Origin of the sequence: Streptomyces hygroscopicus subsp. hygroscopicus (genome assembly GCF_001553455.1) — a bacterium.
Taxonomy (GTDB): domain Bacteria; phylum Actinomycetota; class Actinomycetes; order Streptomycetales; family Streptomycetaceae; genus Streptomyces; species Streptomyces hygroscopicus.
In genome coordinates this window covers 1-22988 of the sequence record NZ_BBOX01000310.1, presented here as the reverse complement: position 1 = coordinate 22988, position 22988 = coordinate 1, and the positions used below count along the sequence as shown (strand labels likewise).

Below are 22988 nucleotides of genomic sequence, written 5' to 3'. Positions count from 1 at the left end.
CCTGGTCCCCCTCGACGCGGACGACGTCGGGCAGAACGGCTCACACCCTTATCGAGCAGGGGCCGAGGCCATCGGCGTGTGCCTCCTGCGGTCGTTCGAGAACCCGACTCACGAGAGTCGCGGGCCTTTCGCGGGCCGGGCGGGGTTCTTCCGCGGGGTGAGGGTGGCGTGGGGAAGCGCGGGGGCCGGGAGACGGTCTCCGGGGTACCCCTCGACCCGGCCGAAGCGGTCCGAGCCGTTCTGCCACGCTTCGCGGGCCCGGACGATGTCCTCATGGGTGCGGCCGATGAAGTTCCACCACATGATGATCTCCTCCTCGAAGGGAGGGCCGCCCAGCAGCACCAGGCGCGCGGGCTCCGGGCCCTCGTTCACGAGGGTGAGCGCCTCGTGTCCGGGGGCGGCGTAGCCCAGCTCGGCCGGCTCCAGGGCCGTGCCGTTCAGACGGATGTGGCCGGTGTCCATGAGGAGACCGTGCTCGAAGTCCACGTCGACGTCGAGGGTCACCGTCGCCCCCGCCGCCACCGACAGTTCGGCGCCGAGCAGGGGCGTGAACGTACGGACCGGAGAGGCGTCCCCGGCGAGGGTGCCGAGGAAGACCCGGGCACTGCCGCCGTCCAGCGGCACCGGGGTCGGTACGTAGTGCTGGAAGTCCCGTTCCGCGTGCCTGTGCTCCTCGGGCAGCGCCACCCACAGCTGCACACCGTGCAGGACCGTCGTACCGGGCGTCGACACCTCCGAGTGGCTGATGCCCCAGCCGCCGGTCATGAGGTTGAGTTCGCCGGGCCGGACCAAGGCGTGGCTGCCCAGGCTGTCCCGGTGCTCGATCTCGCCGGTGAAGAGCCAGCTCACCGTCTGGAGTCCGGTGTGCGGATGGGGGGCGACGTCCATGCCGCCGGTTTCGGCGACATCGTCAGGGCCGTAGTGGTCGGCGAAGCACCAGGCGCCGATCAGCGTGCGAGCCCGCTGGGGCAGCGTACGGCGCACCGTCATGGCCCGAGGACCGCCGAGCGGGACGCTCCGGGACGTGAGCACCTCGACGGCGCGGGGGCGGTCGCCGTCGGACCGGCCCCCGCACCTCAACTCGGCGGGAGGCGCCTCGGTGTTACTCACGGTTCCGCCCTCCGCCACAAGAAGTTCGACTTTCAACATTCACTCGTTGATAATAGGCCAGGGATCGAGTGATCGCGCGGCTCTCGCGCTCGCGGAGGCCGCCACGCGTCCCGTTGGGCGGGGCCGCGCGAGCTCTCCGAAGCGATCCCGCACACGAGCCGATCCGGCCCGGCGAGGCGCGGCGGCCGGCGCCCCGCCGCACCCCGCCGGCTCATAGCGCGCCCCGTCGGCTCATACGGGCTCGACGCTCAGCCGGTACACCTCGGCGATCTCCTTGACACGGCTGTCGAGCACCGCGAGGTCCGGGGTCTCGAGGTAGATCAGTCCGACCGTCGAGGAGGAGCGCACCTCCGGGCCGATCACATCCCCCGCACGCACCCGCATGTCCACCTCCTTGACGTCCGGGATGGCCATGAACTCCTCGGCCGGTGTCACATCGACCACGCGGCCGGGCGCCGGAGGCAGATGCACATGGGCCGTTATGCCCCGCGCCGGCCGGGGGACGACCCGCGCGGCCTCCCCGAGGGAGGTGCGTATGAACTCCCGCCACAGATCGACGCCGCAGTGGCGGCGCACATGGTCCACCACACCGGCCCCTCCCGGCCGGCAGGCGATCTCCCCGACGACGAAGCCCCGTTCCGTCTTGAACAGCTCCATATGGGTGACACCGCCCTCGAGGCCGAGGGCCTTCACCGCGAGGACGTGGAGACGCAGGATCTCCTCGCGGTCGGGGTCGTCCTCGGGCAGGGTGACCGAACCCGATATCTGGTCGAGCCGGCCGAGCAACGGCTGCAGATACCTGGAGGGAACGGCGAACGCCACCTCCCCGCCGGAGACCACGCCGTCGCAGTGGTATTCGCCTTCCATGGCGACGAACTCCTCGGCGAGGACCGCATGCCCGCAGGCGCGGAGGGCCGCGCCTTCCGGGGAGTCGAGGAACCGCCGCAGATCGTCCGCGGAATCGATGCGGTGGGTGTATGCGGAACCCGACCCCACCACGGGCTTGAGCACGACGGGCCAGGTGAGCTCCGTCTGCCTCTCCAGCAGTTTTTCCGGTGCCGTCAGCAGAATTCCGGAGGCGACCGGAAGGCCGGACCGGCGCAGTTTCAGCTTCATTGAGTATTTGTTCGTGAAGGCATGCGCGACCTCGAACGAGGCGCCGGGAGTGCCGAAGTACGCACGGAGATAGGCGGCCACCACCTGACCGCGCTCGGTCGGTGAGACGACATGGTCCACATCTCGTCCCGACAGTGCGGTGAGCACCGCGTCACGTGCCGTCTGTAAATCCTCGACATCGTCCACCAGGACCACTTCCATGGTCTCGTCGTACAGATGCGCGAAACGCGGTTCCGTGAGGACGATCAAATCGACCGGGAATTCCTCCTTCAGCAGCCGGGTCGCCTCCCGCTTCCCGCCGTTCACCAAAAAGACGCTCTTACGCATACCAACCCTTTCTCGCCGAACACGACACCCGCCACATCTGGCGGACAACAGGTGAACCTACAGCATTCCTCCATACAACAGGTCACCAGAATCCAGAAGTCGGCATAAGCGGCCTTTGACAGCGGAACAGCAACAGCTCTCCATGAACACACCCGAACACGCCATTCCCCATGGAAGGGGATTGCCTGACCTTGACCTCTCGATCAAGAAATCGATAGCCTGACCCGCCGAAGGGACAATCCCTTCCCTTCCCCCACGCAGCCGCAGCACGCGCTCACCCTGCCGCGTGACCGACGCCTTCGCCATGCGTTGAGAGCCGTCTTCACGGGTTGCACGGCCCACCGGCCACCACCAGCCGCCGGATGGTGGCGCCTGGACAAGAAAGACGCGAGGAGTGGTGGTCGTGGCCGTGTCGAAGCCGGACGCGGATTTACCTTCAGCGGTGTCGGAACGCACAGCACTGGCGCGTTTCCTGCCACCGCCCGGACTGGCACGGAGTCTGTGCGTCCAGTCCGTGCTCTACGCGGCGGGCACGGGCGTCTTCCTGACCGGCAACGTGGTGTTCTTCACCCAGATCGTCGGACTCTCCGCCGTCGAGGTCGGACTCGGGCTCACCGTGGCCGGCCTCGTCGGTCTGGTCCTGACGGTTCCGCTCGGTGCCGCCGTCGACAGGATCGGGGCGAAGCGGGCGTGGGCCGTCGCCATGGCGCTGGAGGCCGTGGCCTACTCCTGCTACCCGTGGACCAAGGGCTTCGGCGGCTTCGTCGGTGTCCTCCTCGTCATCGGTACGGCGCAGTCGCTGGGCAACTCCGGACAGGTCGCCTACACACTCGACGCCACCGACCGGGGAAACCAGGTCCGTGTCGCCGCGTTCGTGCGCTCGGCGCTGAACATCGGCTTCACCCTGGGCGCACTCGGCAGCGGGCTCGCCCTGGCGATCGGCACCCGGGCGGCGATCATCGCTCTGCCCCTGGCCGCGGCCGTGATGATGACGGTCAACGCCGTCTTCATCACCCGGCTGCCCGCCGTGTCCCGGGCCCGCGACACCGCCCCGACGCACAGCGCGCGGTCCGCGGTGCGGGACATCCCCTTCCTGTTCGTCTCGCTGGCCTTCGGTCTGGTCCACGCCGACCAGGTCCTGCTCACCGTGCTGCTGCCGCTGTACCTGGTCCAGCAGACCGCCACGCCCCACGCCCTGCTGGCCTGGCTGTTCATCCTCAACACCGGGCTGGTGGTCCTGCTCCAGGTGTGGATGTCGCGTGACACGGACACGGTGCGGGGCGCGGTACGAGCCTGCCGCAGGGCGGCCGTTGCCATCGGCGCGGGCGGTTGCGCCGCCTTCTTCGCCCACTCGGCCCCGGCGGTCCTGGCGTCGTGTCTCCTGGTCTGCGCCTGCGCCGCGTTCACCTTGGCCGAGTTGCTCAGGGCGGGCGGCGGCTGGGGGCTGGTCAGCCTGCTCGCGCCCGCCGGGCGGCGTGCCCAGTACCAGGCCACGTTCAGTCTGGGCGGCCGGCTGGAGGCCATGCTGGCTCCCACCGCCTTCACCTGGCTGGCGGTGACGTGGAGCCCGGCCGGCTGGTTCGTCATCGCGGCGTCGGTGCTCGCCGGCGCGCTTCTCCTCGGCCCCGCCGCCCTGGCCGTGGAGAGGCGCCGCGCGGTGGCGAGTCCGCGGCGGGCGGTACCGCGGGAGCGGGTGTCCTGACCGGGCGTGCGCCTGGGCCCGGATCCGCCGGGTCCGGAGCCGCGGGTTCACTCCAGGAGTTCTTCGAGATCGGGCAGGCAGTCCCCGCAGCCGGTGTTCGCCCGGGTGGCCGCGCGCAGCGCGGGGATGTCGCCGGCGCCCGCCGCCTTGGCCACCAGCACCGCCTTCTCGGTGACCTTCGCGCATACGCACACCAGCGGTTCGCCGTCCGGGGTGGTCACGACAACACACCGTCCGTCCGGGCCAGTTGGCGCAGCGCCACGTCCAGAACCTCCGTCATGGTGTCCAGATCCTCCTCACCGATCACGAGGGGCGGATGAATGTTGATCACGTCGGAGGCCATCCCGGTCGAGGCCACCACGAGCCCGACCCGCGGATCCGCCGAGAGGCAGATCCGGCGCAGCAGTGGCGCGTGGTCCCCGTTCAGCACCAGCCGCGCGGCGCCGCCGAACGTGGCCGTCCTGCGCACCAGGGCCGGATGGGCGGCCCGCAGCTGCTCCAGCCGCCCGGCCATCCGCCGGCCCAGCGCCGCCACGTCCTTTTCCGGGTCGGGCCACCGCGACCACCGGTCCGTGACCGCGCGGACCACGCCCAGGGCGTGCGGGATGCCGATGTACGTGGAGGAGTGGCTGCCCGGCCGGTAGCTGCCCGGGTCGGCGAGCGGGTCCCTGGCCCAGATCGCGCTCAGCGCCGCCGCGCCGTTGGTGAGGGCCTTGCTCGCCACCACGATGTCGGGCTCCACACCGGCGCGCTGGAAGCCCCAGCGGGGCCCGGTCCGGTGCATACCGGTGAAGATCTCGTCGGCGATGATCACGGCGCCGTTGCGCCGGGCGTGGGCGACCGCCTCCCGCAGGAGCACCGCGTCGGGCTCCGCCATCCCGGCCACGTTCTGCACCGCTTCGAAGACGAACGCGCTGACCCTGCGGGCGTGGCCGGCCCCGCCGACGCCGCTGAGTTCCGATCCCCAGCGGCTCACCGCGGCCCGGCAGCCGGCGGTGCAGTGGGGCTGGTCCGCCACCGCGTGCACACAGCGGTCGCAGTCGGGGGTGGGCAGCCGGACGACCTCGAGCCCCGGGGCGGCGAGCAGTTCCCGGTAGCGGGGGCTGGAACTGAGCATGCCGGTGACGCCGGACCGTCCGTGGAAGGCGCCTTCGAACACCACCACGGCGCCCGGTCCGACCGCGCTGAAGGCGATCCGCAGGGCGGTTTCCATGCCCTGGGCGCCGCCGAGGTCGAGTTCCACCCGGCCGGGTGTTCCGGTGATGTCGCTGAAGAGCGGCTCCAGGCGCCGCAGGACACCGAGCCGCAGATCGGACTCGCAGAACGAGGGCAGCGCCGGCAGGTCCTGACAGTGCGCCAGGGCCTCCCGCAGCAGTTCGCGGTCGTATCCCAGGGCCACCGTGCCGTTGGCGGCCTCGGCGTCCAGGTACCGGCGTCCGTCGGCGGCCCGGAGGTAGCTGCCCTCGGCGCCGACGAAGCGGGGTACGTGCTGTGCGCGGTAGATGAGGTTGCCGGCCCCCGCGTACGTCGGTACCTCGGGGCCCGTCGCGTCCGTGGTCCGGGTCATCGGTACGTTCCCTCCGTGCGCCAGTCGTCGGCCCTGCCCGTGGGGAGGAAGGGCGTCACACCCGGTTCGTTGCACTCGATCCACGCCGTGACGACGGACAGCACGTCCCAGCGGGCGGTGCCGTCGGGCAGCGGGGTGCGGCGCAACGCCTCGAGCCAGTCCCCGATCCGGGCGCGGTCGGCGGCCTCGACGGCCAGGTCCGCCCAGGGGCCACGGCCCCCGGCGAGGCGGGCCAGGCTGCGGGTGACGTCCAGGTCGTGCGCCGGGATCTCGCTCTCCAGCCCGGCCAGGTGAGCCGTGACCGCGGCCCGGGCGGTGGCGCGCCGGGCCGGGTCGCCGAGGGCCGGCGCGGCCAGTTGCGGCGCGCACCACGCCCAGCCGGTCTGGTAGGAGAACAGCTGCGTCTCGCGGATGAGATCCGCGGGGTCGTCGGCGGTGTGCATGAAGTTGAACAGCCCGTTGACCCGGCCGATACGGGTGCGCAGGTCCGCCCTGCCCGCGCTGGTGGGGTCGGCCGCCCCCTTGGCTCGCGTGAGCCGGACGCTGGCCGGCAGCCACGCCGGGCGGTTCGCGTCCTCCAGCAGGACGAGCAGGCTGCGTCCGCTCCCCAGCAGGTGGTCGACCACGGCGATGCGCTGCTCCGATGCGGCGTTGAACTGGTAGCGCCACAGTTCGCGGGTGAGCAGCGGGGAGAAGAGCACGGTGGTCGCGGCGACCGGGTGCCAGCCCTCCTCGGCCAGGGTGTCCAGGATCAGGCCGCAGCGCCGGCCGGCGATCGCGTCGGGTTTGAGGACGACGAAGGTGTGGTCGCGCACCGAGCCGAGGGCTTCCATCCGGGAGAAGGACATCAGCCCCTCCCGCATGTAGGGGTCGTAGCGGTACACCTCGCGTTTGCGCGGATCGGTCGCCAGCGGCTCCATGGTCCACGGGTCGATGACGGTGTACGACTCGGTCTCAGTTCCGGTCGCTGACAAGGCCCAGCCTCATTCCGCCCAGGGGGGTCGCCTTCCCGTCGACGCGTACGACACGGCTGCCGTCGGGATGAGTACGGTCGTCCAGTGCCAGGGAGCCCGACGCGAACGCCCGTACCGTCCACTCCAGGCAGGGCCGGTCGCTCACGCGCTTCTGTGCCAGTTCGTGTTCCCGGGCGTCCTCGGCGGTCGGCTTGCGGCCCGCGGTGGACAGCGGCGGTCCCTGGCACAGCACCGCTCCCCCGTCGTGGCTGGCGTCCACCAGGAAGCAGGAGGTACGGGTCGTCGGGTGGCCCCGTGCGATGGCCTCGCGGACCGGGTCGTTGCCGGTCAGTACGCGACGGTGGTGCGTATCGAGGATGCTCAGGTCGCCCGGATGCTGGTTGATCATGCGTCCCTGGTAGCGGGTCAGCAGATCGCCCTCGATCCAGCGGTGGTAGGCCAGCACGATCAGGTCGAGCGGACCGTGTGCCGACTCCCAGGCCAGGATCCTCTGGTCGAGCCGGTCGTGCCACTGCCTGGCGCGGCGCCGGTATGCGGCCCGGGCGGCGTCGTCGCGTGCCTGTGACGCCCTTCCGCAGTGGGCGTCGAAGTCACCGGGCCACGCCTCGACACCGTGCTCCCTGGCGACCTGGAGTGCCGGGGAGCCGCTGCCGTGCGAGACGACGAGGCTGACCTGGTACGAGGCGGGTTCGTCGCGGCTCATGCCGAGCAGGGTGCGCAGATTGGCTCCGGTGGCCGACACCAGTACGCCGATGCGCAGGGGGCCGCCGGACGAGGTGCGCCGCAGGACCCCGGCGGGGACCCGCCCGTGGCCGGCGCTACTCACCCGGGGTCCGCACCTGGTGAGCGGAGCCGGCGGCGCCCGCTGCGGACCCGTCGAGGCCCGGGGCGATGCCGAAGGCGCGGTGCGCGGTGCCCGCCACCAGGTCCCGCAGCGGCGCTCCCGCGATGCCGTGGCCGACGGCGTTCTTCATCTGCTGGGCCAGCGGCTGGGAACCGGCCGCCACGATGCCGTCCTGCTGGTACCACAGGCTGTTCTCCCGGCCGCGTGCCAGCTCCTGGCCGCCGAGCCGGGCGGAGTCGCAGCGGTCGGTCATCACCATCGCGTGGTCGGTGCCGATCAGTTGCACGGCCCGGGTGGCGATGGCGAGATCGACGTGTTCCCCGTCGAAGTTGATGCACGCGGCGATGCGTCCGGACGCCGCCTCCCGCATGATCGTGGCGGGGACGGGCCCGGCGATCTGGTCCATGGTGTCCAGGCCCCATCCCGGCAGGTCGTACGCGGCGAGGGTGGCCTGGCGTTTCTCCCGGGCGCGTGAGGTGCGGAAGGCGTGCCGGATGGTGAGCGGCATGTCGTTGAAGAGGTGGTCGGTCACCACGCGCGCCCCGCGGCCGTTCCATTCGCTGTCCCAGGCGATGTCGACGATGTCCGCGGTCTGGCGGGCGCTGCGCAGCGGATCGTCACGGGTGAAGTGGCCCAGGGCGGGGCGGACTCCGTGGCCCAGCAGCGTGGGGACGATCCACTCGAAGCCGGGGTGCTCGCTGTGGAGCTGTCCGTGGAGGTCGGAGGCGGGCGTGAAGGCGTCGGGTGACAGGACGACGTACTGCAGGCCCAGGTCCCCCAGTTTCGCCAGCCGCTCCCACTCGGTGCGCGTCGGCGCCCAGACGGTGGCGGCCGGCGTGCCGCCGTGGCTGGCGAGCAGCGGGCCTTCCAGGGCGATGCCCACGACGTGCGGGATGCGGCCGGCACGGCGCATCCCGTCGTAGCGGCGCATGAACCGCTCGAGATCGGCGAGCCGGTCACGGTGCAGGTAGAGCGTGGGAATGCTCAGCACACCCTCGCGGACACACTCTCGTTCGACGTTCTCCAGGTCGAGCCGGGCGAACTCGGAGAAGTCGACGCCGGGTAAGCCGTGGCAGTGCACTTCCACCGGGCGGACCGAAGGGTCGGCGTCCTGATCAGATGGTGCGGCGACCGCGAGCACATTGTCGCCGCCGGACGTGCCAGTCATGTTCTCGATCATGCCAATCGTACCTAATCTCTCATTCGCCATCCCGGGGTCCAGGAGTGACGGAAGCTGGCGATTCGATCACGAGAAGCAACAATGAACGACAGATCCTAACAGGAATATGCGGCTCCGAGGAAGACGGGAAGACCGTTGATTTCCGGCCCCCGGGGCCCGCCCGCACCTCAACACCGGGCAGCCTGATGGAATACCCATTTCACGGATCGGCCAATCACGAACGGCGTGAACCCGACAAAAGAGCACCTCATATATCGTCCTCAGTGGGGACCAACTCACCCAAGACGACGAGTTATTTGGCCAGTGCACGCTTGACGCCCACTGAGTGCGGGACTAGCGTCGCCCCTCGTTCAGTCATACCGCGGAGCCAGTCGCCAGTTTCCGCCACGGAGCGCCACGCGATGCATGATCTGATCATTTTCGATAACAGCGGTGTGCTCGTCGACAGTGAAGTGCTTGCCAATCAGGTCCTGGCCGAGACGCTGACCGAAATGGTCACCCCGACAAGCGTCGAGGAGTCACTCGCCCACTATTCGGGACACACTTTCGCGGCCGTTCCGGAGAGGGTTTTCCAGCGCACCGGGAAGTCGGTGCCGGCAGGTTTCGAGGATGTTTTCCGCACACGGCTTTTCGCCGTGTTCGAGGACCGGCTCACCGCCGTTCCCGGAATCGTCCGGATACTCGACCTGCTGGACGCCCGTGGCATCCCCTACTGCGTGGCGTCCAACGACACGCAGGAAAGGGTCAGGACGTCTTTGCGGCTGACGGGCCTGCTGCCGCGGATCCCCCGGGACCGCGTCATCGGAGTGGACCAGGTGGCACACGGCAAGCCGGCACCCGACCTCTTCCTGCTCGCGGCGCGGCGATGCGGGGTTCCGCCCTCGGCCTGCCTGGTGATCGAGGACAGCCCGAGCGGGGTCGCCGCCGCGCGTGCGGCCGGGATGACGGTGTGGGCCCACGCGGCCCTCACCCCCTCCTCACGTCTGCGCGGGGCCGACGTGATCTTCCCTAGCATGAGGGAGCTGTACTCGCTCCTGCCCGCGACGCCCCTCGAGGAACCACCATGCACTCCGCCCCGCTGACCGGCGCCCCGGCGCGTTCCGCCACCCCGCTGTACGTCTGTGACCTCGACGGCACCCTGCTGCGCCCGGACGCCACCTTGAGCGCGTACGCGCGTGCCGGGCTCAACCGGCTTCTGGACGCGGGGGTTCTGCTCACGATCGCCAGCGCACGCAGTGCGGTGGCGATGCGGTCCCTGCTGGCCGGGGTGCGGCTGCGGCTGCCCGTCATCGAGCTCAACGGCGCCTTCCTGTCCGATCTGTCCTCCGGGCGCCACCTCGCCCAGTGGACGCTCGACGGCCGCACGGCCGCGGCCGTGATGTCCGCGCTGGCGGAGTTCGGCACCGAACCGGTGATCACCTCCTGGGACCCGGTACGGGGCCGGGACCACGTCACGTACGGCCCTCGCCGCAACGAGGGGACGGCCTGGTACGTGGAGGAGAAGCGCGCGTACGGCGACCCCCGGCTGCGCCCGGCCGACGATGTCGCGGCGGCCACGGAAGGGGACTCGATCGCCACCGTCACCGCGTTCGTCCCCGACTCCCGGGCCCCGCGCCTCGCCGCCCGGCTGGAGGCCGTGGCCGGAGACACCGCCCTGGTGCTCGCCGCCGCCAACGCCTACGTCCCCGGCTGGACCGAGGTGCAGGTCGCGCACGCCGGGGCGGAGAAGGGGGCCGCCGTGCGGCACCTGGTCGACGTCACCGGTCTGGGCGGCGCCCGGGTGACGGTGTGCGGAGACCACCTCAACGACCTGCCCATGTTCGCCGTCGCCGACCGGTCGGTCGCCCCGGCCAACGCCCATCCGCGGGTGCGCGATCTGGCCACGGTCGTGGTGGGCCCCAACAGCGACGACGGCGTGGTGCGCTTCCTCCTCACCGAGCAGACCACCGACCCCGCCCCGCCCGGACAGGAGGCAGCGACCCAGTGCTCCGCATGACCGAAGACACCGACGGCGGCGGGCGATGTCCGCCGACAGGGTGTCACCGCCTCCGCACGGCCTGCCCGGCGCGTCGGGACCTCGCGGTGTTCGCGGCCATGGCGGCGCCCCGCCCCGCACACCACAACAGTCAGGAGCAGTGATGACCGACTACCTGGACCGTCTGACCGTCGACTGGAACGACTTCGAGGCCGCCGGCGAGGTGACGCGTGACCTGGCACTGCGGCTCTCGGAGGACAAGGACACGTTACGCGGGCTGGTCTACGCCGTGGAGCAGAACCCCGAACTCCTGGCCAAGTGCGAGCGGCACCAGCTGCTGGACTACATCGTGCTGTACGACGCGCTGGACCGCGGGCTGCGGATCCGGCTGCACCTGTCCACCGACGACCACTACGACCGGCCGCACGATCACCGGTTCTCCTTCTCCAGCCGCATCCTGACCGGTGGCTACACCCACACCTGGTACCACCTGGAAGGCGACCTCTACGACGGCCCCGACCCCGAGGCCCGCCAGTACCTCAGCCGGCACCGCCCCGATCCCCGCGCACACGCCCAGCGCCACCTGAAGAACCTCACACCGCATCTGACCCGCTGGGAATCCCCGGGCAGCACCTACACCCTCCACCACAGCGCCATCCACACCACCTTCACCACCCCGGACACCGTCTCGCTGTTCCTGCGCGGACCGGCGGAGAAGGACCGTTCCGTGATCATGGACAAGGACACCGGTGTCCTGTGGTGGCGGTTCGGCCGCCAGGACGAACCCGAAGACCGCGTCCGTCAGAAGAGCATGGGCCTGGAAGCCTACCGGGAGATCAGGGAACGGCTGGAGAAGCTGGAGGTCATCTGACCCGCGGCACCGCCGCGGTCGCCGCACCGCCGCAAGCGCAGACCTCCGACGACCCAAGGAGCCCTTGGACCATGGACATCGAGACAGCGGACCGGGTGCACGTCAACAACACCCCCGTGGCACTGTTCGACAGCGTCGAACGCATCGACTGGGAGGACCTGCCCGCGGCCGCCGCGCTCACGCAGCGGCTCATCCGCGCGTTCGCCGCGGACAAGGCACTGTTCAAGCGGCTGCTCCTCGCCGTCGAACACGACCCCTATCTGTGGGCCAAATGCGAGGAGGACGTCGTCGAGGACAAGATCGTCCTCTGGGACGACGTCGACAAGGGCCTGCGCATCCGGCTGCGCATGTCCACCGACCACCAGCAGCAGCTCGCCCACAACCACCGCTTCTCCTTCACCAACCTCGTCCTGCGCGGCACCTACCTGCACCGCAACTACATCGCCCGCAACGGCTTCGACGAGAACACCCTCCCCGACGACGTCCAGCCCGTTATCCTCCACGAGGACCGGGCCGGGGACTGCTTCACCATCCACCACAACGCCCTGCACTCCACCCCCTTCACCCAGCTCGGCACCATCTCCCTGGTGCTGCGCGGCAACCCCGTCAAGGAACGGGCCCCCGTCATGTTCAAGGAGGCCCGCGGCCGCCAGGAAGCCCTGGAACAACGCCGGGCGGCAAGCGCGCGGCGCGAGGCCGGCCTCGCCGAAACAGAACCGGAGCAGGCCGATGTGGGCACCATGTTCTGGCGCGTCGGCGAGGACCGGGAATCCGCCGAGCGGCGTGCGGAGCGCCAGATGACCAAGGCCAAGTACCACTACTGGTGCGAGAAGCTCGAAGAACTCGGAATCATCTGAATGACGCTGCACCACGTCGCAGTCGCGCGGCCGCCGGTCCGGTACGGGCTCATCGGACCCGGCGGTCATGCCCAGGAGCACCTCCTGCCCGCCCTGTCCTCGCTGGACGGCGCGCGGCTGGAGGCCGTCGCCGCCCGCCGGAAGTCCGCCGCCGCACAGGCCGCCGCACGGTGGCAGGCCCGCCTGTACACCGACGACTGGACCGAACTGGCCGACCCGGCGGTGGTCGACGCCGTGATCGTGGCGGCCTCGCCCGCGTTCCACGCCCGCGTGGTGGAACACTGTCTGTCCGCCGGTGTCGGGGTCTTCGTGGAGAAACCGCCCGCCCCCGACACCGCCACGCTGGAGGCGCTGGTGGCGGCCGAGGCCGGCACGCCGCCCGGCGCACCGGTCTTCGTCGGCTTCAACTTCCCCTACGGCACGTCGTACCGGAAACTGCTCGACCGGCTGCGCCCGCACGGCCAGGTGCGCGGTTTCGACCTGCGGATGGTCTCGGCCAAGCCGCTCGCGCCGGACTGGCACCACACCACGGTGACCCGGAGCCTGCTGTACGGGCTCGGCACCCATGCGATCGACATGGCCCTGCGGGAACTCGGCGTCCCCGACGCGGTCACCGCCCACACCGCCGTGATCGACCAGCGAAGGCGCGCCATCCGGATCGTCCTCGGCTACGCCGACGGGCGGCTCGCCACCCTCCATGTGGGCAACCACTCCAACCGGCTGGAGTACCGCTGCGAGCTGATCACCAGCCAGGGGGTGACGGGCGTCCTGGACCAGCACAACACCCTGGAGCTGACCCGTCCCCCCGGTGCCCCGGGAGTGGGGCTGCTCGACGGCAAGGAGACGCTGCGCCACCAGTGGCCCAGCCGCCGGGGCGGATACGAACGGACCGGCTACACGGGCGAGTTGGCGTCCTTCCAGCGATCGCTCACCGAAAAACTGCCCAGTACCTCGACGCTGGCGGCCTGCCTCGACGTCTACCGCGTCCTGGACGAGGTGCTCCGGCAGACCGGCGACGACGGCGCCCGGGAGGCCGGGTGACGGCCCCGGGCCCGGCCGGGGGCGGACCGCTGTCCGGGCGCACGGCCCTGGTCACCGGCGGGAACCAGGGCATCGGGCTGGCGGTCGTCCAGGCGCTGGCCCGGCTGGGCGCCCGGGTCGCGGTCAACCACCCGACGCCGGAGACACGTCCGGAAGGCCCCGGGCGCCTGCCCGGCGGTTGCTTCGCCGTCCAGGCGGACGTCCGGGACAGCGGCCAGGTGTCGGAGATGTTCGCCCGGGTCCGGGAGGAGTTCGCGGGGCTCGACATCCTGGTGAACAACGCCGGTGTCTTCCCGCGCGCCCCGTTCCTGCACCTTGGCGAGGAGACCTGGGACCTGGTGCTGGAGACCAACCTCAAGGGCGCGTTCCTCTGCGCCCAACAGGCGGCGCGCGTCATGGTTCCGCGGGGCAGCGGGCGGATCGTCAACATCTCCTCCTCGGCCGCCTTCACCGGCTCCCCCAAGGGCGCGCACTACGCGGCCAGCAAGGCGGGGCTGATCGCCCTGAGCAAGTCGCTCGCCCGGTCGCTGGCCCCGCACGGGATCACGGTCAACACCGTCGCTCCGGGGACGACCGAGACCGCGCAGCCGGGGCTGGACGCGGAGGGATTCGCGGAGAAGGGCCGCGGGATCCCGCTCGGCCGGGTGGCCCGGCCCGCGGAGGTGGCCGACGCGGTGGCCTTCCTCGCCGGTGACGCCAGCGCGTACATCACCGGGCAGACCCTCGGCGTCAACGGAGGGAAGGTGATGGCGCCCTGAGCCCCCCGTTCTCGCCGGACGAGCTGGCAAAGACCTTCGGGGTCCCGCTGGACCGGGTGCGCGGCAAACTCTCCCCACGGGTGCACGAGTGGGCCGCCGCCTTCATCGCCCTCTCGCCGTTCCTGGTCATGGCCAGTACCGGTGCCGACGGGTACGGTGACGCCTCGCCCCGGGGCGGTCAGCCGGGGTTCACCCGGCTGCTGGACGAGCGGACCCTGGCCATCCCCGAGGAGCCGGGCAACAAGCTCTTCCAGACGTTCCGCAATCTGCGGGAGAACCCGGCGATCGGGCTGCTCTTCCTCATCCCGGGCATGAACGAGACCGCGCGGATCAACGGCACGGCCGAACCGGTGCTGCGGGGAAGCGAGCGGTGGGACGGTCTGCGGCACGAGTGGGAGTACGGGGACCGGCTGGTGGGCGCGATCGTGGTGCACGTCAGGGAGTGCTACTACCACTGCGGTCGCGCGAGCAAGTTCAGCGCGCTGTGGGACACCGACCGGATCTCGGCGAACCGGGAGCGGCCGCCCCTGCCGAAGCGGCCTCCTCCCGCGCGCTGAACCCGCGCCGCCCGCGGGGCCGTTGCGGGCGGCGCGCCACCGGGCGGACGGCGTGCGCGGGAATCAGCCAAGGACTCCCAGGGCGGTCAGCCAGGACAGGACGGCGGAGGCCGTTCCCACTGCCGCGTTGTCCAGGGTGTGGTTGCCGGCCGGGAAGTCGCGGCGGGCGGAACCGTCCCCGCGCGCCTCGGCGTGCGCGGCCACGGTGGCGGCGTCCCTCAGCCGCCACTCGTTGTCCGTGCCACCGCTCAGTACGAGGACCGGGGAGGTGACCGCGCCGAGGTCGGTCCCGCCCGCACAGGCGACCAGGTCGCGCAGGAAGCCCAGCCTGACCTGCCCGGTCAGGAACGGAACGCGCTCGTCGTCGCCCGCCCCGCCGCCGTACCGGGCCAGCAGTTCCCGCGGGCCGCCGTCAGCCGTCACACCGACGTCCGCACTCGCCACGGTGCCCACGGTCACCAGGAAGTCCACGGCGGCCCCACCGGCCACCGCCGCGAGCGCGGCGGCGCTGCCCAGGCTGACCCCGATGAGCCCCACGGGGCCGCCACCGGTGTCCTTGCGCGCCGCCTCGACCCGTTCCCGCAGCGTCTCGGCGACCTCGCTCAGATCGGGTACGTCCCCGGCCGCCGCGAAGGGCGCCAGTTCCACCACGGCCATCCCGCGGCGGGCGAGCCGCCCGCTGAGCCGTCCCACCCAGGGTGACGACCCCGGCTCGCTCCCCCAGCCGTGGCACACCAGGACCGTCCCGCGGACCGTGGCCGGAGTGGCCGGGGTGGCCGGAGTGGCCGGGGTGGCCGGGGGCGGCGCCGGGTCACGCCGCGATCCGGGGTCCCGCCGCGATCCGGGGTTCCGCCACGCCCCGGGGTCGACCGCGCACTCCTCCCGCAGGAACCGGAGGGTCTCCTCGATCGGACGGGCGATGAACGGATACCGGGCCACCGCGGCCTCCACCGCGCCGCTCGGCCAGCCGCCCCGGCGGATCAGGTCCGTGATGTCCGCGAAGAGCTTGAGCCGGCGCTCCCCGAACAGGGCGATGTCGCAGTAGGCGCGGTAGCACAGCAGCCAGGTCATCGTCGCGTGGTCGAGGGTCCGCACATCCGTCCCGCCGTGGCGGACGGTCACCGCGGAGTCCAGCAGCTCCCCGGCGGGGATGGCGTGCCGCGCGCCCGACGCGTCGCGGTGCCCCATGTCGAAGTGGAGATCGACCACGGACAGCGAACGGACGCCCGCCGAGGTGCGCACCAGCTTGCGCCCCGGGAGCCAGCGTCCGATGTCCTCGGCGACCGGATCCATCTCCGGGAGCTTCAGCAGCCGGGCCATGGGCGCGACCTGCCCGTAGGACCCCTGCTGGGCTTCCAGTTCACGGATCGCCCGGCTGCTCATCCGGAGGAAGGCGTGGTCCTTGATGTCCAGTCCGCTGACGAAGCCCAAGGACGCCAGGACCTCCATCGCCGCGTCCAGGGACCGCCCGTCGACGAGCAGGTCCAGGTCCGTGGTGACCCGGGCCTGGTCGGCGGTGCGCCGCAGCAGCGCCCCGAGGAAGAGGCCCTTGACGCCCGCGACCCGGATCCCCGCGTCGGCGAAGGCCCCGGCGATCTCCTCCCAGGTCCGCAGGTTGTGGTCGAACATCACCCGGGAGAAGCGCCGGTTGACCTCGATCCCGCCGGACGCCTCGCGGCCGGCACGGGAGTGCAGCAGGTGCGCCACCCGGCGGTGCTCGGCCCTCTCGTACAGGGCGTCCGGACCGGCCGCCGGGAAACCGGGAGCGCGACCGCCGACCGTCCCGAGCAGAAAGGAATCCAGCTCGTCGAACTCCTCACGCCCCTGCCCTCGCAGCAACGCCTCTTTCAATCTCATCGGCAAGCTCCCGGGCCGTAGGGTGGATGAAGACGGACGCGTCCGCCGAGACGTCCAGGCCGAAAACGCGCAGTACGTACTCCTCGACGGCGTTCGCCGCGCGGACGGCGGCGAGCGACCCGCCTCCGCCCACCTCGAAGAAGCTGTCCGTGTCATCGATGTCCTCGGTGCCGAGGACCTCCCGGAAGATGGCCAGCACCCGGTCCACGATCTCCCGCGTGGCGACGCCCGGTTCCGGCGTCCGCCCGGGTGCGGTGCGCCGGGCGAACCACGTCAGCAGCAGACCGGTGTCCAGCTTCCCGTGCACCGTCACCGGCCAGTCGCGGACGAAGGCGAAGTGCGTGGGCACCATGGAGGCGGGCACCAGGCACGCCAGATGCTCACGCAGCTCGGCGGCGAAGTCCGGCCGGCGCAGCAGGGGGCCCGTGGTGCCGGGCGCGTCCTCTGCCTCAGCCTCGGTCTCGGTCTCGGTCTCGGTCTCCGCCCCGGCCTCGGCCTCGACGAAGGCGATCAGCTGGTCCGCGTCGGCCCCGCGCCGCAGGGCGGTGTGCGCGCGGGCCACGCCCGGATACGCCGCGAGCGCCCCGTCCAGCTCGGACAGTTCGATCCGCACCCCGCGGAACTTCACCTGCCGGTCGTCGCGCCCGAGATATTCGAGCACCCCGTCGCCACGGTCCCGGACCAGGTCACCGGTGCGGTAGACGCGGTCGGCCGGGACGTACGGCGGATCGGTCACGAAGGCGGCGGCCGTGGCCTCGGGCCGGTTGAGGTAGCCGCGTGCCAGCCCCACCCCGGACAGCCACAGCTCACCGGTCTCCCCCGGTGGCACCGGCCTGCCGTCCGGGCCGACGACATGCGCCGCCATGCCGGTGATGGGGCGGCCGATGGGGACCGGGCCGCCGCCCAGGTCGGCCGGGACGACCCGGTGGAAGGTGGCGTCGATGGACGCCTCGGTCGGCCCGTAGAGGTTGTACAGCTCGGCCGAGGGGAAATGCTTCAGCGCCTCGGCCGCCAGGCCCGCCGTGAGGGCCTCTCCGCTGGTCACCACCAGCCGTACGGAGTCCAGCCCCGTCCCGTCACCGCGCCCCGGGTTCGCCCGCAGGAACGCGCCCAGCATGGAGGGGACGAAGTGCACGATGGTGATCCGCTGCTCCTGGATCAGATCGTGCAGATATCTGCCGTCGACGTGGCCGCCGGGCTTGGCGAAGACCACGGTGCCCCCGTACATCAGGGGCCACAGCAGCTCCCAGACGGAGACGTCGAAGCTGACCGGCGTCTTCTGCAGGACCCGGTCCCCGGCCGACAGACCGAAGGCGTCCTGCATCCACGAGAGCCGGTTGTACAGCCCCGGATGCCCGCTGACCACGCCCTTCGGGCGGCCCGTGGAGCCGGAGGTGAACAGCAGGTACGCGAACGTGTCCGCGCTGACGCCGTCGGCGGCTCCGGGTCGGGACAGGCCGGCCGCTCCCCCGGTCTCCCGCGGACCCGCCGGGGCCGCCCCTCCCGGGCCGTCGGCACGGTCGGCCCCGGGGAAGTCCACCCGGACGACCGGCAGGTCGCCGAACCGCTGCCCGCCCTCGGCGAGGACGACGTCGGGGCGGGCGTCGTCGACCACCGCGGTGAGTCGCCGCGGTGGGAGGTCGGGATTCAGCGGCAGGTACGTCCCGCCGAGCCTGAGCACCGCGAGCAACGCCATGAGGAGCCGGTTCCCGCGCGGCAGGAGCACGCCGACGACGGGCGGTCGCGCACCGGACGCCGCCCGGATCGAGGCGGCCAGCCGGTCCGACCCGACCGCCAGCTGCCGATAGGTGAGTGGCGCGGGATCCTGTGCCGCGATGGCGCCGGGACGGCGAAACGACTGATGGACGATGTGCTGCAGAACGCTCTCGGGCCGACCGTGATGACGGGTCATATACGGGCCTCACCATAGAATTCCGGCCATGGTCGCCTACAGGAGATTCCGAACGGTAGCAGCCGTCGATCAGAAAGGTCAATGCATGGTGAACCCATGCGACGTCCGGGCCACCTCGGAATCCACCACAAAACACATACCGGTTTTTCGGAAGATTCCGCTGTTCAAACCTTTCGATACCCTCCGACCTGCGAAAGGAGCCATTTGAACCTGTCTGAAAAACGGCCTCCCCGGCCGGATCGCCGCCGGTACCCTTCCGTCTTTCCTTCCGCGAGTTCCAGCCGAATGGGACGGAAACCAGCGGGACGACGGCATTGTGTGCCGCCATATCCAGGAACGGGAGGCCGATCCCATGCTCATCGTGATCGAAGGCATCGACGGCAGCGGAAAGTCCACGACCGCCGCACTGGTCGCGGAGCGGCTGAACGACCCGCACGGATCACCGGTACACGGCGGCAAGACGGACATCGGCCCCGCCGGGGAGGAGACCGTGGCCCGCGCCACCAGGCTCCGTGACCTCATCTGGTCGACGACGGAATCCGGCACCGACACCTTCGGCGCGGCTCACTGGATCCTGCTGATCGCCTCCTGGTACGCCGGACTGGCGCGGCTGCGTCCCGATCTGGCCCCGGACCACCCTGGCGTATGCGTCATGGACGGCTGGTACTACCGCAACATCGCCAAGACGGTCGTGCGGGAGCCCCTCGATCCGCAGTGGGTCGAGTCGCTGTTCGCCCCCGTGCGCGAGCCCGACCTCGTCGTGCTGCTCGACGTCGCCCCCGAGGTGGCCTGGTCACGGCGGGCCGGCGCCGCGGACACCGACACCGCCGGCGGCTTCAAGGACACCGAGATCGGCAGGTGGGACGGTTTCACCGGCCCGCCGCGCGCCTCGTTCTGCGCCTACCAGGGCGTGATCCGCGGCCAGCTGCTGCGCATGGCCGGGGAACGCGGCTGGCTGGTCCTCACCCCGGACGCCGACGCCACGCCCGAGGCGATAGCGGACACCATCGCCGAGCGCGTCCGCACCCTCGGCGGGCGCGCCCGCACGCCCGGCCCCTCGCCCCGCGCGCTCCGGGACGAGACCACGGGGGCCGGTCCGGGGTGACCCGTCCCCGGCCGGCCGGGACCTGCGCCGACAGGGCTCAGACCAGTTCGGCCTGCGGTTCCGGCCGCAGCGCCGGCGCGGCCTTCGGCTCCCACAGCCGGGTGGTCCGTACGTAGCGGTGGACCACCGAGGCCATCGCCAGAATGAGCAGGGGGCCGAACACCCACGGATGTCTGCCCATCTCCACCGGCAGATAGCGATAGGACAGCAGGAGCGCGGCGAAGACCGCTGTGCCGTGGGCGACCAGCTGGGTTCCCGACCGGTCCCAACCACGGTCGAGCGAGCGCAGCGCCGCCTCGACCGTGAACGCGAACACCACGCCGGCGACGAGGTCCACGCCGTAGTGATAGCCGAATCCCAGCGTCGCGCCGAGCGTGGCGATCAGCCAGAACGTGCCCGCGCCGCGCAGGATCCGGGGGCCCTTACGGGAATGGATGAAGATCGCGGTGGCCCACGCCGTGTGCAGACTGGGCATGCAGTTGCGCGGGGTGATCTCGTCGAACGGTATCGGGTGCGGGGAATCGACCGGCGGCGGCGTGTTCGGCCACAGATCGGCCACCGCCCAGTGCCCGCCGTCCGCGCCGTAGGCGAAGATCGGTCCGACCACCGGGAAGATCATGTAGATGGCCGGTCCGAGGAGGCCGATGACCAGGAAGGTGCGCACCAGATGATGGCCCGGGAAGCGGCGTTCGACCGCCACGCCGCGCAGCTGGTACAGCGCGACGACGACCGCGGCCACCGCGAGCTGGATGTAGACGTAGTCGAGAACATGGGTGCCGATCGGGCCGGTGGCCGCGACGATCCGGCCCACCAGCCAGGACGGGTTGCCCAGCGCGTGATCGGCGGTCGCCACGTACGGGTCGAGCACCGCCGGGCGGGTCTTCGACGTGATGAGCAGCCAGGTGTCGCCGGTCTTGCGGCCGGCCACCAGCAGCAGGCCCAGTCCGACGCCCTTCAGCAGCAGGGCGCGTTCCCGGCCGGTGCGGCGCGTGACCGCGATGACCGCGCAGCCCAGAATCACCCACAACGCGCCATTGCCGAAGGGGTGGCCGTCGGTCACCCTGGCGCCGACCGCCCACCGCACCAGGAAGAAGGCGATGTCGATGCCGATCGCGGCACCGGCCGCGATGAACCGCTGCCGCCAGGTGAGCACCACCATCGTCAACGCCATACCGGCATACAGCAGGAAGCCCGACTTGGGAGGGAATACCACCTCTTGCACCTGGTTGGTGACCGGCCCCGGCAACCCGTAGCGACGCGCGGCGATCTCCAGGGCGATCAGGAATCCGAGGACCGCCACACCCGCCACGGCCCACAGCATCGCTCGTGGCCGACGCCACGCGGCGAACGTCGTTCTGCGGCTTATTCGCGAAAACATCCGCGACGCTGTAGGTATCAAGGGTCCGGCCAATGTGTGAGATATCGGGACGTACGGGCGATGGGGGCGCTCCGTTCGGGGTGCGATCATGCTATCCGAGCGGTGCGGGTGGTCCCCTGGTCGCGGGGGTGCGAGTACTTCCGCCTTCCCTCGCGGTCGCTCCCGCGCGATCGTTCCCCTCCCGGTCGCTCCCCCGCGGTCCCGTGCCGCCGGGCCGCGGACCGCGACCGCGGCGCGCGGCGCGGTCACCGTGGCGGAGGCGTTCCGGCCTCTTCGGATCAGCCGACGCGGCCGGGGGCCGCCCGTCGTCTTCGTCCGGCACGCAGCTGACGGCCCTCGTCCGGCGCGGTCCCGGAACCCCTCGTCCGGCGCGCCGTTGAAGACGTTGTCCGGCGCGGCCCCGAAAGCCTTCGTCCGGCGCGGCTCCGGAGACGGTGTCAGCTGGTCCCGGGCAGGTCCGCCGCGCAGCGGAACCCCATGTGTCCGGTGCTGCTGTCAGGTGTGTTGGACGTGCGCGCGGCGACGCGGTAGCGGTTGCAGTACGACTCGTGGCACAGGTAGGAGCCGCCGCGGATCACCTTCGCCTCCCCGGTGGGAGGTCCGGCCGGGTCCTGGCGGGTCTCCGGGCGGTCGGCCGCGTGCCATGTGGCGCTCCACCAGTCGGAGCACCATTCCCAGACATTGCCCGAGGTGTTGTACAGGCCGAAGTTGTTGGCGCGGTAGGTCTTGACCGGCGCGGTGCCCAGATACCCGTCCTCACCCGTGTTGACCTCGGGGAACCTCCCCTGCCAGATGTTGCAGCGGTGCTGTCCCCGGGGCAGCAGCTCATCCCCCCAGGGGAAGCGGGAGCGCTCCAGGCCGCCACGCGCCGCCCTCTCCCACTCCGCCTCCGTGGGCAGGCGCTTGCCCGCCCACTGCGCGTAGGCGGACGCGTCGCGCCAGGAGACGTGGACGACCGGGTGGTTCTGCAGCTCGGTCCATGACGATCCCGGCCCGTAGGGGGCCCGCCAGCAGGCCCCGTCAACCGCGAGCCACCAGGGCGCCTGCGCCACCGTGCCGTCGCGCACCCTGCGCCGGGCGTCCGGGTGGACCAGGGCGTAGAACACGAAGGACCAGCCGTAGCGCTCGGCGTCGGTCAGGTACCCGCTGCTGCGCACGAACGTCGCGAACTGCCGGTTGGTGACGGTGGTCGCGTCGATGAGGAACGGCGACAGCCGCACCGCCCGGACCGGGCCCTCACCGTCCTCAGGAAACGCGTCGGCGTCGTCGCCCCCCATCGAGAACGTCCCCCCGGGGATGCGCAGCATGGCGCGCAGCCCCTGTGCCCGCTCCCGCGCCGGGGCCTGGAGCCGTACCGCGGCCGGCTCGGGGATCTCCTGGTCGCCCCCTGGCGTGGGGGCACAACACGCGCCTGACATCGCTCCTCCGACCGCGACCGCTGTTCCTCGCCCGACTGATCACCATGCGTCGGTGGGGTCGAGCGTACGTCCCGCCGCGCCCACGGCAGTTACCAGGTCGAGGCTGTCCGGTCCGTCCCGGGCGAGCTGGTCACCGATCGGCCGGCGGGGTCATGGCCCGCCCGGGACTCGGTGGCCGCCGGCGTCGGGGTTCCCGCGGCGCCGGCGTGGCCGGTCCGCCGAACCGGCCCGGGTGCCGCCGCACGATGGCGGCCGGCGCGTCGTCGAACTCCCGGGCCGGTGGCGCCCCGCCGGCCGCGGGTCGGGGCCGCGCCCGGGCGGATCGAGGCTGGGCAGCGCCGGCTGGGCACCGCCGGCGTCCCGTCCGAGCGCGTCCATCTCCCGCAGCCGGGCGTCGAGACCCACGAGCCGGGCGCGAGGGCTGTGTTCCTCGGCCGCG

The 22988-nt window shown here is 71.5% G+C and carries 20 protein-coding genes; 9 read left to right on the top strand and 11 right to left on the bottom strand.

The genetic code is table 11. The features are described 5' to 3' along the window. Positions 1 to 108: 108 nt before the first annotated feature. Both AXW62_RS28460 and AXW62_RS28455 read right to left on the bottom strand, forming a co-directional pair. A complete protein-coding gene (locus AXW62_RS28460) occupies positions 109 to 1110 on the bottom strand; it encodes a pirin family protein (protein WP_060947050.1) in 1002 nt (333 codons plus the stop codon). 231 nt (positions 1111 to 1341) lie between these two features. Then, positions 1342 to 2553, bottom strand: coding sequence for an ATP-grasp domain-containing protein (locus AXW62_RS28455; protein ID WP_107406358.1), 1212 nt, complete (start codon positions 2551 to 2553; stop codon positions 1342 to 1344). A 442-nt stretch (positions 2554 to 2995) separates the two neighbouring features. Here AXW62_RS28455 and AXW62_RS28450 point away from each other — a divergent pair, with 442 nt between their 5' ends. Beyond that, positions 2996 to 4255, top strand: coding sequence for an MFS transporter (locus AXW62_RS28450; RefSeq protein ID WP_159060982.1), 1260 nt, complete (start codon positions 2996 to 2998; stop codon positions 4253 to 4255). Between the two features lie 47 nt (positions 4256 to 4302). On the opposite strand, the gene AXW62_RS41570 is transcribed toward AXW62_RS28450, so the two are convergent. The 5 genes from AXW62_RS41570 to AXW62_RS28430 are packed head-to-tail and all read right to left on the bottom strand — an operon-like array spanning position 4303 to position 8808. Then, positions 4303 to 4476: a (2Fe-2S)-binding protein gene (locus tag AXW62_RS41570; RefSeq protein WP_078962150.1), complete on the bottom strand. Its 174-nt coding sequence runs from the start codon at positions 4474 to 4476 to the stop codon at positions 4303 to 4305. Next, complete coding sequence (locus AXW62_RS28445; RefSeq protein ID WP_060947037.1) at positions 4473 to 5822, bottom strand: aminotransferase class III-fold pyridoxal phosphate-dependent enzyme; 1350 nt, start codon at positions 5820 to 5822, stop codon at positions 4473 to 4475. The genes AXW62_RS41570 and AXW62_RS28445 overlap by 4 nt, the downstream gene beginning before the upstream one ends. Continuing rightward, on the bottom strand, positions 5819 to 6796 hold the full coding sequence (locus tag AXW62_RS28440; RefSeq protein ID WP_030836351.1) for a nucleoside-diphosphate kinase: 978 nt from the start codon (positions 6794 to 6796) through the stop codon (positions 5819 to 5821). The genes AXW62_RS28445 and AXW62_RS28440 overlap by 4 nt, the downstream gene beginning before the upstream one ends. Then, on the bottom strand, positions 6777 to 7622 hold the full coding sequence (locus AXW62_RS28435; RefSeq protein WP_205068046.1) for a formyltransferase family protein: 846 nt from the start codon (positions 7620 to 7622) through the stop codon (positions 6777 to 6779). The genes AXW62_RS28440 and AXW62_RS28435 overlap by 20 nt, the downstream gene beginning before the upstream one ends. Continuing rightward, positions 7615 to 8808 carry a hypothetical protein gene (locus AXW62_RS28430; RefSeq protein WP_174556443.1) on the bottom strand — a complete coding sequence of 398 codons (1194 nt, stop codon included), beginning with the start codon at positions 8806 to 8808 and terminating at the stop codon, positions 7615 to 7617. Before AXW62_RS28430 ends, AXW62_RS28435 begins: the two co-directional genes overlap by 8 nt. A gap of 413 nt (positions 8809 to 9221) precedes the next feature. Here AXW62_RS28430 and AXW62_RS28425 point away from each other — a divergent pair, with 413 nt between their 5' ends. The 7 genes from AXW62_RS28425 to AXW62_RS28395 all read left to right on the top strand — a co-directional run bounded on the left by AXW62_RS28425 (position 9222) and on the right by AXW62_RS28395 (position 14879). Next, positions 9222 to 9902 (top strand): HAD family hydrolase, encoded by a 681-nt coding sequence (locus AXW62_RS28425; RefSeq protein WP_060947036.1) that lies wholly within the window; start codon positions 9222 to 9224, stop codon positions 9900 to 9902. Next, the gene (locus tag AXW62_RS28420) at positions 9884 to 10816 is read left to right on the top strand and encodes an HAD hydrolase family protein (RefSeq protein ID WP_060947035.1); all 933 of its coding nucleotides are present in this window, start codon (positions 9884 to 9886) and stop codon (positions 10814 to 10816) included. Before AXW62_RS28425 ends, AXW62_RS28420 begins: the two co-directional genes overlap by 19 nt. Before the next feature lie 142 nt (positions 10817 to 10958). Continuing rightward, on the top strand, positions 10959 to 11666 hold the full coding sequence (locus AXW62_RS28415) for a hypothetical protein (protein ID WP_030836336.1): 708 nt from the start codon (positions 10959 to 10961) through the stop codon (positions 11664 to 11666). Positions 11667 to 11737: 71 nt separating this feature from the next. After that, positions 11738 to 12523 (top strand): hypothetical protein, encoded by a 786-nt coding sequence (locus AXW62_RS28410; protein WP_030836335.1) that lies wholly within the window; start codon positions 11738 to 11740, stop codon positions 12521 to 12523. Continuing rightward, positions 12524 to 13564, top strand: coding sequence for a Gfo/Idh/MocA family oxidoreductase (locus AXW62_RS28405; RefSeq protein ID WP_060947034.1), 1041 nt, complete (start codon positions 12524 to 12526; stop codon positions 13562 to 13564). Next, positions 13561 to 14322: a 3-oxoacyl-ACP reductase family protein gene (locus tag AXW62_RS28400; protein WP_060947033.1), complete on the top strand. Its 762-nt coding sequence runs from the start codon at positions 13561 to 13563 to the stop codon at positions 14320 to 14322. Before AXW62_RS28405 ends, AXW62_RS28400 begins: the two co-directional genes overlap by 4 nt. A gap of 56 nt (positions 14323 to 14378) precedes the next feature. Then, positions 14379 to 14879: a pyridoxamine 5'-phosphate oxidase family protein gene (locus AXW62_RS28395; RefSeq protein ID WP_060947032.1), complete on the top strand. Its 501-nt coding sequence runs from the start codon at positions 14379 to 14381 to the stop codon at positions 14877 to 14879. Between the two features lie 63 nt (positions 14880 to 14942). Here the strand turns inward: AXW62_RS28395 and AXW62_RS28390 are convergent, their stop codons facing one another. Both AXW62_RS28390 and AXW62_RS28385 read right to left on the bottom strand, forming a co-directional pair. Next, positions 14943 to 16736 (bottom strand): nucleotidyltransferase family protein, encoded by a 1794-nt coding sequence (locus tag AXW62_RS28390; RefSeq protein ID WP_079115842.1) that lies wholly within the window; start codon positions 16734 to 16736, stop codon positions 14943 to 14945. Beyond that, positions 16696 to 18648: a non-ribosomal peptide synthetase gene (locus AXW62_RS28385; RefSeq protein WP_060947030.1), complete on the bottom strand. Its 1953-nt coding sequence runs from the start codon at positions 18646 to 18648 to the stop codon at positions 16696 to 16698. Before AXW62_RS28385 ends, AXW62_RS28390 begins: the two co-directional genes overlap by 41 nt. Positions 18649 to 19000: 352 nt before the next feature. Between AXW62_RS28385 and AXW62_RS44155 the strand changes: the two genes are divergently transcribed. Then, positions 19001 to 19753: a dTMP kinase gene (locus AXW62_RS44155; RefSeq protein WP_159060981.1), complete on the top strand. Its 753-nt coding sequence runs from the start codon at positions 19001 to 19003 to the stop codon at positions 19751 to 19753. Between the two features lie 37 nt (positions 19754 to 19790). On the opposite strand, the gene AXW62_RS28375 is transcribed toward AXW62_RS44155, so the two are convergent. Both AXW62_RS28375 and AXW62_RS28370 read right to left on the bottom strand, forming a co-directional pair. Then, a complete protein-coding gene (locus tag AXW62_RS28375; protein ID WP_079115841.1) occupies positions 19791 to 21131 on the bottom strand; it encodes a phosphatase PAP2 family protein in 1341 nt (446 codons plus the stop codon). A 437-nt stretch (positions 21132 to 21568) separates the two neighbouring features. Next, positions 21569 to 22549 carry a formylglycine-generating enzyme family protein gene (locus tag AXW62_RS28370; RefSeq protein ID WP_102884880.1) on the bottom strand — a complete coding sequence of 327 codons (981 nt, stop codon included), beginning with the start codon at positions 22547 to 22549 and terminating at the stop codon, positions 21569 to 21571. Positions 22550 to 22988 lie beyond the last annotated feature (439 nt).